Genomic DNA, 7700 nt, shown 5'->3' with positions numbered 1-7700 from the left:
ACCGCGGCCGCGGCCGGCCCGGCCCCGTCGGCACCCCCGCCCGGGCGGTGCGCCGCCGCCCCGTCCCTCCGCCGCCGCCCCGCCCGGCCGCGCACCGCCGCCCCCGCCGCGGCCGCGCCACCGTCCCGGCCCGGGTCCTCACCGCCCACCAGCCCCGGCGCGACGGCCACCCCTACGACACCCACGTCCTCCCCGTCCGCCCCGCGGTGCCCACGCTGCGCCCCGTGGACCTCGACGCCCTCCCGGACCTCACCGCTGAATCCGGCCGCGGCCTCTTCCTCATCCACGCCCTCACCGACCACGTCCAGCTCCGCAACCACCCGCTCCGGGGCGCCATCGTGAGCTTCGACAAGATCCTCAAGTGGCAGGACGGCGCCTTGCTGCAGGCCGCCTCGTAGCACCGATATCCCTCTGACCTGCACGAATGGCCACTATCGGGGCCCACGTCGCGGTGAGTGCGAGGTAGGGATCAGGCCGCCAGGTCACACGTGGGGCACATGCCCTCGGATTTCGGCGCAGAGTGCCCCGCCTCCGAACTCGGAAGCACCCTGTCGATCGCGGAACGCGTCCGGGACTCGCTCGTCGGCATCAGATGGGTGTACGTCCGGACCGCGAATCCGGGCAGACCTCAAGGAGACACACCATAGTCGTACTGGCCCTTGTCAGCTCTCGCTCGCTCCCTGGGGAGGTACCGCCAGCCCCTGGGTTGCGGGCTTTCGGCGTGCACGGTAGGCAGCCTGCCGGTAGGCGTCGGAGCAGTACTTCCTGGGCCTGCCGCCCCATCGGGACGAACCCGGTGCTCGGCTTCGAGTCGTGCCGGCGGCTGGGAACCATCCCGGCCGCCGCACGTCTTGTGTGCTTGCGGCCGCCACCGACACGGAGGGGCACGGCGGGCGTGCGGCCGGTCCGGCGACAGGCTGATCACGCTAGGAAGGCGGCGGCCCGCGCGTCGAGTTCCTGGGCGGCCGAAACGCCCCGGCTCTTGAACTGGGCGAGGCTCTTGCGCATCTCCATCACCGAACGGCGGGTGCGGACGGACTGCACGCCGGCCATGGCATCGAGCGCGTGGTTCCAGGTCCCGCATGCCTGCTCGATGCCGCCGTCAGCGAGTTCCATCTTGGCCTGATCCACTAGGTCGAGCGCGAGGATCCTCGCGTAGGTCGAAGCCGGGCGGTTGGCCGCCGCCGCCGCGAAGTTCTCTGCAGCGCCCTTCCGGTCGCCGAGTCGGGAGAAGACCTTGGCGCTGCGGGAGTTGACCGTGGCACGCGCCGGGCCCCAGGAGAGGGCCCAGTACGGCATGGCGTCGCCGCCAGCAGCCTCCAGCAAGTCCCGAGCCCGCTGGACGGCCTGAACGGCGGGGCGGCGTTGGTTGGTGGCCGCCAGGCCATGGGCGTGGGTGATGGTGAACAGTGCCTCGGTCGCGGCGTCCACGCGACCGGCGACACGGGACAGAGCGGTCTCGGACAGTGCGAAGGTCTTGGAAGGGTGGCGGAGCTTCATGCCCTGCTGGGCGAGGGTACGCAGGACGAAGGCGTCGTGGCCGGTGATCCCGGACTCGACGGCGAGGGCGTAGGACTGGTGGTAGTACCGCTGGGCGAGGCCCTGCTCGCCGGCGTCGTACGCCTTCCAGCCGGCAAGGTGCACGCCGACCGCTGCGGCTGAGAGCATCTGCTGGCGGTCCTCGTGGGTGCGGAAGGTGCCCCGGCACAGGGCGGCGACGTCGGACCGCAGGTACTGGATCAGGGCGGAGCGGCCGTGCTGGCCGCCGTGGCGCTCGTCGATCTCGGTGAACATGCTGATCATGTCGCGGACGGCGGCGACCTCGGCGACTCCGGCGACGGCGCCTCCTCGGACGGCTGCGGTTCGTTCTGCGCTCTCGCGGACGTGGTCCAGCGGCAGGTGCATCGCGGCGACGGAGTATGCCGAGGCGGCCAGGAACTTTCGTCGGTCCAAGTCAGCTCTCCACACCCGTGCGAGGACGCCCACCGGGTCGGGGCCGATGGACAGCCCGAGGCCCGGATCGGATTCTTCCACCGACCGCAGCCCGAGTTCGGTTGGGGTGTAGAGCCGTCCCGTCTTGCGGAACAGCGCCTCACAGATGAAAGCAGGAGTGTCGCCCTCCGGATCGGCGCCGCGCAGCCACTTGTGGACCGTGGACGGGTTCGTCCGCAGGTGGACACCGACCTCGGCCGCCACGCGGACGACGCCTCGGGCGAGGGCGTCGAAGGTCATGTCGGCGTCGGCAATGGCCACTTCGAGCTGGTGGTTCGTCACAGGCTGTGCCATGACCACTCCCTTCCTCGGCGCCGGGTGGCGGTAAACACGGTAAAGACAACCGACCGTCCTAGACAGGGACTTGGACGACGGAGCATCGGTTGACTTGGTGTCAGCCGCCCGGGTCGAGAGTCGACACCGGCTCCGGGGAAGCTCCGGGCGGCTGACTCCGACCGCTGCCACCCGGACAGCCCCCGCTGTCCGGAGTATGCAGCCCTGGCGACCAGGAGCGGACCGTGACCACCGAGATGCTGATCAGAACGGAACCACTCGCACGCCCTGCCATGGCCAAACTGCCGTACGCGCCGCAGTCTGCCTCTGCGGCGCGTCGGCTGGTCCGCGACGCGCTCGCGGACTGGGAGCTGGGTCACCTGGCCGACGACGCCGAGTTGGTCGTCACAGAGCTGGTCTCCAACGCGGTCAAGACCGGCTGCCTGACCGAGATGCGGGTCGGCGTCGCCCCGATGACCAACCGCGCCGGCCAGGCCGTGCGGATCTCCGTACGGGACGGATCCTGCGCCCTGCCGGTCCTGATCGGCGCCGCCCACGACGCGGAGTCCGGCCGTGGCTTGGCCCTGGTCGACCGATTGGCCGTTGTCTGGGGCGTCGACCTGGAGCCGCACGGAAAGACGACGTGGGCGGACATCGCCGTGGACCAGGCGTGAGCGGCCGACACCGCAGCACAGACCGCGATCCTGTGGGCACCGCGCTCACCGGGCTGTGGGCACTCGGCCACGCCGTCGTCCTCGGGTTGCTGTCGGTCCTGATCCAGCACCACGTCAAGGCGGACGCCATGGACCGCGCTGGTTTCGCTGCGTCGGTTCCAGACACGCCGTCCGTCTGACCCCAGTACCCCCGCCTCGGGCATCCGCCGCGCGAAGGCCCGAGGCGGGACCGGCGGCTCCGGGTGAACCCCCGCAGCCGGAGCCGCCCACATTCGCCGGCCTCGGCACCCCGCCAGGTCGGAAACCCGTCACGCCGAAGGGAGATTCGCCGTGCCGCAAACCGCGGTCCCGATCTTGGAGGCCCCCCAGCCTCCCCCGCCCCCGCCGCCTCCGCCCCCGGCCCCGCCGATCCCGCAGCCGCCGTACCCGGGCCGCTAGCCCGATCCAGCCCTCGGCCGGGCGTCCTCGGGGGGGGGCGGGGCCCGGGCGCGCCCTTTTCCCCGCCCCGGGCCCCAGCGGAGTCGCCCGGTCAGGAGACGCGCTTCAGCTGCCAGGCGTTGTTGTTGAAGCTCGGGTTCGACCAGGCGACGCAGCTGCTGGTGTAGTACGAGCCGGTCTGGACCCAGCCCGCCGGCGGGTAGGTGGTGGAGCAGGCCTGGACCACGGTGCCGACGGGCAGTCCGGTGAGCTGCTTTATCTGCTTGATGTTCGGGCTGAAGCTCTGCGTGCCGCAACTGCTGCTGTAGCCCCAGCTCACGTCGACGAAGCCGGCCGGGGTCAGAACGCTTCCGCACGAGGTCGTGACGTCGCCCGGGGCGGCCTGCGCGGGCGCGGCGGCCAGGGCGAACATCGCCGCGGCGCCGGCGATGGTCATACAGGTACGAAGACGGATCATGGGTGAGGGCTCCTTCTGATCGCGGGTGGGTGGCCGGTCAGGCCGTGGAGCCATTCCTACGGTTTGATCACCGGCTTCGGATAGCGACTTTCAGGCCTAATGGCCCCGGGCAGGACGGCGGCCGGGTACCGGAACGGCGGCGAGGCGCCCGCCTCTTCGGCAGTGGGCTGCGGGAACGCCACGGCGCCCCGTCCGCTGTGCGGACCTGCGCCGACCTGTGCGGAATGAGTAGCCGTACTCATGCGGTGGTCAGGCCGCATCGGTGAGGCTCGATCCGTCCCCACCACAGGCCTCTTCCGTCCGGAGTGACCCGTCATGCCTGCACCACGCACACCCCCCGCCCGTCGACTCCTGCCCGCTCGGCTGATGCTGGCCGGGGCGTGGCTCTGGGGCGCCGCGCCCTGCTACGTACTGGCCCTGCGCCCCTCCCCGGGCAGCCCGCTGCCGCCCCGGGACCAGTGGGGCGCCGCTGAGGAGGAGACATCCCAGCTCAACGGCCTCGTCGAGGGGTTCACCGGCTTCCTGATCCTCATCGCGGCCGCGGTGGCGGTCTGGTCGTGGGTCTGTGCGGCACGCCACCTGCGGCGGGGGTCGAAGTACGCGCCGGTGCTCGTCCTCGCCACCGCACTGGGCAGCGCCCTCCTGGCCGTCGCCGGCACGAGGCGGATCTTCCACGGCCTGCTCGGCGCGCCGGCTCTCGGCGTCCTCGTCCCCCTCCTGGCCCTGAGCGTGACCGCCCTGCCGGTCACGCGCACGGCCTGGTCGCGGCGCCTCCCCGCCGCGGGCTGAGGCACCACCTCAACCGCCGGGTCCTCGGGCTCACGGTGCTGGGAGAGTCCGTCCGAGGGGGCGTCGGGATTTCTCCTGCGGTATGCGAACTTGTGCGGTCGTATCCGAACTTGATGCGATTTCCAGCCCTTCATCTGTCACACACACCAGTGAATGCGCCCCGAAACCAGGACGTGGACGACCGGTTGTCGCTCTTCTGGGGGTCCTGTCCGGATCGGGCAGATGTCCGCCGACCATGAGAGTGGGGATCAGGTGGGGACGAGAAGGAGAAGGAAGGGCGTCGCGCGGGCCGCGGTGCTCGCCGCCGCGCTGTGCGGGGGCGGGGCGCTGACGGCGCCGGCGGCGTTCTCGCAGACGGAGGACGGGACGGTGACGGTCCGGGTGATCCGGGCCGTGGACTCCTCCGGGGTGTGGACGCCCGCGCTGGAGCCGGGGCTGGCGGGCGTGAAGGTGACGCTCACCGGCGAGGAGCGGGCCCGCGTCGAGGGCACCACCGGGGCCGACGGGACGGTCACGCTGGCGCCGCCGCGGAGCCGGGAGCACGGCGGAACGTACCGGGTGCAGGTGGTGAATCCGAGGCCGGGCGTGCTGTTCCCGGCGTTCGCCTCCCGGCAGGGGCTGGACGGCGCGCCGAACCAGCTGAGCTCCAACGAGGAGTTCGTCGACCTCTCCGGCGGCAAGAACGTCTCGTACACCACCGGGCTGTGGTACCCGGGGGACTACTGTCAGCAGAACGCGCCGCTGGTGACGACCTGCCAGAACACCACCTTGGGAGGCGGCGCGCAGCGCACGCTGGTGTCGTTCCCGTACCGCGCGCGCGGCCAGGACGGCGTGGACGTCAACGTCACGAACCTCGCCACCGACGCGCAGACGGGCACGCTCTACGGCATCGCGTGGAACAAGGCCGACCGGCGGGTGTTCTCCTCGGCGTCGGCCAAGCGCACCACGGACTACGGTCCGGGCGGCGCCGGCGGCATCTACGTGACCGACCCGGCGCAGGGGCGGACCACGCTGTTCACCACCGTCCCGGACGCCGGCGGCACGGCGCACGGGCCGGGGACGGACGACGCGTTCCTCGTCGCGCCGGGCAAGGAGAGCCTCGGCGGGCTGAAGGTGACGAACGACGGCCGGGACCTGTTCGTCGTCAACCTCAACACCCGCACGCTGTACCGCTACGACGCGACCGCGCCGACGGCCGCGCAGCCGAGGGGCGTCTACCCGATCCCGGACCCGGGCTGCGCCTCGGCCGGGGACTGGCGGCCGTTCGGCCTGGGCCTCCAGGACGGCGTCGGCTACCTCGGCGGGGTCTGCTCGGGCGAGTCGACGGGCAAGGCCTCCGACCTGCGGGCAGTCGTGCTGCCCTTCGACCTGGCCACCGGCCGGTTCCGCACGGCCGTGCTGGACCAGCCGCTGGACTACCCGCGCCAGTCGACCGTCGGCTCGGGCCCGTGCGACGGCGCGGGCTGGTTCCCGTGGACGAACACCTACCCGACCACGCAGAACGGCCAGACCTGCGCCGGTTTCCGCGCCCAGCCGGAGCCGGAGCTGGGCGAGGTCGGCTTCGAGACGGACGGCTCGATGCTGCTGGCCTTCCGCGACCGCATGGCCGACCGGGCGACGGGCCAGTCGGGGTCGGGCGCAGCGGTGGGCGAGGTGCTGTCGGGCGGTGACCTGAACAAGGCCTGCCTGGCCGGCGGCACCTACGTGCTGGACGCCAACACCGGCTGCGGGCTCTCGCCCCGGGGCGCCCGCTTCTTCGACACCAGCCGGATGGGCGTCCACCACAACGCGGCCTACGCCGGGATGGCGCTGTCCAAGGTCGAGAACACCATCGGGACCTCCGGGTTCGACCCCAACAGCACGGCCTTCGGCTACGGCACGTCGTTCGTCCAGCGCGACGGCAAGCAGGACCCGGCGTTCGGCCTGCGGCTCAACCCGGCGAACGTGCCCGCGCCGTTCGGCAAGGGCGCCTCGATGGGCGACCTGGAGGTGCTCTGCGACCAGGCGCCGCTGCAGATCGGCAACCGGGTCTGGTACGACACCGAGCACAAGGGCATCCAGAAGCCGGGCCAGCGCCCGGTGGAGGGCGCCACCGTCCACCTGTACGACGGGCCGGGGAAGCTCGTCGGCACGGCGCGGACGACGGCGCGCGGCGAGTACTACTTCGACGACTCGAACGTGGACGGCGGGCTCAAGCCGCACACCAAGTACACGATCCGGCTGGACAACCCCGCCGACTACGCCCAGGGCGGCCCGCTGTACCAGTGGGTGCCCACCCGGCACGACGTCGGCGACAACCCGTTCATCAACTCCAAGGGCGTCGTCCCGCCGGGCGCAACGTTCGCCGAGCGGGAACTGACCACCGGCGGGCCGGGCCAGGACGACCACACCTTCGACTTCGGCTTCCGGCCGCAGGAGGGCACGCTGACCCTGGTCAAGCACGACCAGGACGGCAAACCGTTGGCCGGGGCGACGTTCCAGCTGTGGCGCTGGAACGGCGGGCCCAGCTGGCCGCAGACCACCGGCGGGCACAAGGACTCGCCGATCGGCGATCCCTGCGTCACCGGGGCCGACGGCATCTGCCGGACCGTCGTCGGGCCGGGGACGTACTACTGGGTGGAGGTGAGCCCGCCCGACGGCTACGCGGCGCCGGCCATCGCGGTCTTCGGGCCGCTGGTGCTCACCTGCGAGACCCTGGACGACGGGATCACGGTGACGGTCGTCAACCGGCTGCTCCCGTCGGCCGGTTCGGGCGCGGCCCCGTCGTCGCCGCCGGGTGCGGTCTCGACCCCGGGCCCGTCGCCGGGCCCGTCGTCGTCCTCGGCAGTGGCGGTGGCGGCGGTGGCGTCCCCGCCGCCGCCGTCGCCGAGCGCCGGGCCGTCCTGGCCCGATGAGCGGCCCGGCGGCGCGCTGCCGACCACCGGGGCGGGCAGCGTGCTGCCGCTCGGCGTGACCGGTGCGGCGGCGCTGCTGAGTGCGGGCGGCGTGCTGGTCGTGGTCGCGCGCAGGCGCGGCGCACGGCACGCGTAACGGCACGCGTGGCGGAACCCGGCCGGGCCCGTGGCGAGTTCGACGGC

7 protein-coding genes are annotated in these 7700 nt (G+C 72.5%); 5 read left to right on the top strand and 2 right to left on the bottom strand.

Going from position 1 to position 7700, the window contains the following annotated elements:
• The first annotated feature begins 47 nt into the window (after positions 1-47).
• Positions 48-398 carry a hypothetical protein gene (locus tag ACFV6I_RS35475; RefSeq protein ID WP_380430013.1) on the top strand — a complete coding sequence of 117 codons (351 nt, stop codon included), beginning with the start codon at positions 48-50 and terminating at the stop codon, positions 396-398.
• A 523-nt stretch (positions 399-921) separates the two neighbouring features.
• Here the strand turns inward: ACFV6I_RS35475 and ACFV6I_RS35470 are convergent.
• Positions 922-2286, bottom strand: coding sequence for a hypothetical protein (locus tag ACFV6I_RS35470; RefSeq protein WP_380430010.1), 1365 nt, complete (start codon positions 2284-2286; stop codon positions 922-924).
• Between the two features lie 224 nt (positions 2287-2510).
• Between ACFV6I_RS35470 and ACFV6I_RS35465 the strand changes: the two genes are divergently transcribed.
• Complete coding sequence (locus ACFV6I_RS35465; RefSeq protein WP_380335379.1) at positions 2511-2939, top strand: ATP-binding protein; 429 nt, start codon at positions 2511-2513, stop codon at positions 2937-2939.
• Between the two features lie 32 nt (positions 2940-2971).
• Positions 2972-3118 carry a hypothetical protein gene (locus ACFV6I_RS35460; RefSeq protein WP_380335381.1) on the top strand — a complete coding sequence of 49 codons (147 nt, stop codon included), beginning with the start codon at positions 2972-2974 and terminating at the stop codon, positions 3116-3118.
• A gap of 350 nt (positions 3119-3468) precedes the next feature.
• On the opposite strand, the gene ACFV6I_RS35455 is transcribed toward ACFV6I_RS35460, so the two are convergent.
• Positions 3469-3834, bottom strand: a complete 366-nt coding sequence (locus ACFV6I_RS35455) for a hypothetical protein (RefSeq protein ID WP_063352607.1) — start codon at positions 3832-3834, stop codon at positions 3469-3471.
• Positions 3835-4149: 315 nt separating this feature from the next.
• On the opposite strand from ACFV6I_RS35455, the gene ACFV6I_RS35450 reads away from it, so the two are divergent.
• Together ACFV6I_RS35450 and ACFV6I_RS35445 are read left to right on the top strand one after the other, a co-directional pair.
• Positions 4150-4623 (top strand): hypothetical protein, encoded by a 474-nt coding sequence (locus tag ACFV6I_RS35450; RefSeq protein WP_380430007.1) that lies wholly within the window; start codon positions 4150-4152, stop codon positions 4621-4623.
• A 222-nt stretch (positions 4624-4845) separates the two neighbouring features.
• The gene (locus ACFV6I_RS35445) at positions 4846-7653 is read left to right on the top strand and encodes an SdrD B-like domain-containing protein (RefSeq protein WP_380430004.1); all 2808 of its coding nucleotides are present in this window, start codon (positions 4846-4848) and stop codon (positions 7651-7653) included.
• Positions 7654-7700 lie beyond the last annotated feature (47 nt).

Origin of the sequence: Kitasatospora sp. NPDC059803 (assembly GCF_042732255.1) — a bacterium.
Classification (GTDB): Bacteria; Actinomycetota; Actinomycetes; order Streptomycetales; family Streptomycetaceae; genus Kitasatospora.
The sequence above is the reverse complement of the archived record's forward strand: the minus strand, read 5'-3'. Positions and strand labels throughout refer to the sequence as shown.